This is a genomic window from Zooshikella ganghwensis DSM 15267 (assembly GCF_000428585.1).
Classification (GTDB): domain Bacteria; phylum Pseudomonadota; class Gammaproteobacteria; order Pseudomonadales; family Zooshikellaceae; genus Zooshikella; species Zooshikella ganghwensis.
Genome location: NZ_AUAF01000320.1, coordinates 1 through 2,100, shown reverse-complemented (window position 1 = coordinate 2,100; position 2,100 = coordinate 1). Strand labels below are relative to the sequence as shown.

General features: G+C 40.0%; 3 protein-coding genes. 2 read left to right on the top strand and 1 reads right to left on the bottom strand.

The annotated features are described in order from the left end of the window. The coding region (locus F607_RS32120) for a hypothetical protein (RefSeq protein WP_211233720.1) at window positions 1-603 on the top strand (603 nt) is incomplete at its 5' end. A gap of 18 nt (window positions 604-621) precedes the next feature. Then, the gene (locus F607_RS0126480) at window positions 622-1,089 is read left to right on the top strand and encodes an SMI1/KNR4 family protein (RefSeq protein ID WP_027710400.1); all 468 of its coding nucleotides are present in this window, start codon (window positions 622-624) and stop codon (window positions 1,087-1,089) included. 663 nt (window positions 1,090-1,752) lie between these two features. On the opposite strand, the gene F607_RS0126475 is transcribed toward F607_RS0126480, so the two are convergent. Further along, window positions 1,753-2,031, bottom strand: a complete 279-nt coding sequence (locus tag F607_RS0126475; RefSeq protein ID WP_157365620.1) for a hypothetical protein — start codon at window positions 2,029-2,031, stop codon at window positions 1,753-1,755. Window positions 2,032-2,100: the final 69 nt, after the last annotated feature.

Genomic DNA, 2,100 nt, shown 5'->3' with positions numbered 1-2,100 from the left:
CAAAGCGTCTACAACCTGGAAGTCAAGGACTACCACACGTACTTTGTGGGGCAGCAAGGGGCGTTGGTGCATAATGGCTCTAAGCGGACGTGTGGGGAGACAAGCCACAATACTTCCCCAGACAGTAAGAGCAGACCTGGTTGGAATGAGCCTTGGACTCCCCCAAAGAATTGGAATGGCCCTGCAAAACATGGACAATGGTCAGGACCAAGAGGAAACTCTAGTTGGGTTGATGAACGACCAGAAGTAATTCGTGTTGTTGGTGTAGACTCAACCACCGGAAAGGCAAACCCAATCGTTTTTTATAAAGGAAGAGTTGAATTTTCTAAATATGCTCAAGATACACTTGAGGTGAAGGGGTTAGTTGGAACAAAAGTCGATAGTAACGCTGATATGAAAAAAATAATGTCAGCAATAGCCACTAAAAAAGAGTTCTTCAAACCGGATGGTCAACCAAATTTAGCAGCCGCAAGAAGGTGGCTAAAAAATGCAGACGATGGGTATGGAGGAATAGGATTAACTCCCCACCATGCTGGGGGAAACCTGATTGAGCTTATTCCTAAGGCTGTCCATAAGGTACAACACACAGATTTAACCCATTAATTATTTGGGATGAATAAAATGAATTTCATTGACGTGCTTGAAAATTTCGGGATTACAAAATTAGGTGATGAAGGTATAAGTGCCCAAGATATAGATGAGCTTGAAAATGAAATTGGGTGTGAATTACCAGAAGACTATAAGTTTTTTTTGCAAAAATATGGTGAGTCTGACTTAGAGTCATGGGTAAAATTTCCTACAGAGGGAGGAGGTGTTTATCCAGGTACTTTTTTAGGATTAGATATTATCCAAAAAATAGAAGACTGCTCAGAAAGGCTGCCTGATAAGTGCATTCCTATAAATGATGATGGTGATGACAATTTGATTTTATTATCTTTGGATCAAAGTTGTTATGGTCAAATATATTTTCAACATCACTCTATTGGAGTAGGAGGGGCACTCAATACAAATGAAAATAAGTGGAAAACAACTGCTTTCTTAGCCAAAGACTTTTCTAGTTTCATTTGTGGCTTAGAGTTAGATGAGTAAAGGTATTAGCTTTAATTGTCGTTGACCTTATTAATTACAGTATTTATTTAAGCCCACTATTGTGGGCTTTTTTATTTCTCTGAATATGCTTTAAAAGGCACAAGCGGTATATCAGTGACAACTGATGTACTACTTGTGCCCTTAGTGCTCCTACCCCTTCTCGATTACTAAATCACCCCTGAAAAAACTTCCGGTAACTTCTGTTATCGGCTATTTCGACGATTTTCGAGTAAGATACTATCATTTTCTGTATTATGTAATACTAAATACGATAACTGTCTTAAGTCTGATAAAGGGAGTGGTTTAGTGAAAGTAGCGCCAAGAGACCATTTCTGCCAATCTTGAAAAACTGCGTAGTTTTGGAATTAGTGTTGCGTATTGAGGCTATATGTAGATGATATAGCGGCTCAAGGTAAGCGGAAACAAAAAAGCCCACTCTTGGGTTGACTAGGAAGTGGGCTTTCTATGGTATTCAACAAAGAACAACAATATCGGAAACGAGTTTATTGACTTCCTCATCGCCCTGAAGGACGGAGTTTTTCGTGAAACCGATAGAAAAGGCGAGTACTGCATTTACTCGCCCTATGATAGTGCATTATGGGCTTGCCGGTGTACTATACAACTACTTTATTAAGCTTTTTTTCTGGATATACCACACTCAACTTACTTTGATGCACCGTTGTTGCTTGGGAAGTAAAAAGAAATAACTAAGGTAACAAGCGGCAAAGCTCCAATTTTGATGAGTTCGAATATGCTGGCTAATGCTTTGTTTTCAGGAGCGTACGCATAGCCAGCAAAAACACCTACACAAATAACGGCGAGACAAAGAAGCACCTGCTTGCCAAATACTAAGCGGGCACTCTCGTCAATCTGAACACCTTTACTCTCACCACCAAACATTGCACTAATATCAACATCACTCGTTTGGTTGTTTTGTTCCATTAAACCCCCACTACACGCCCTAAAGCCTCTAGATGATGTGAGTTAGGATCTTCCCTGACTATACCAAGT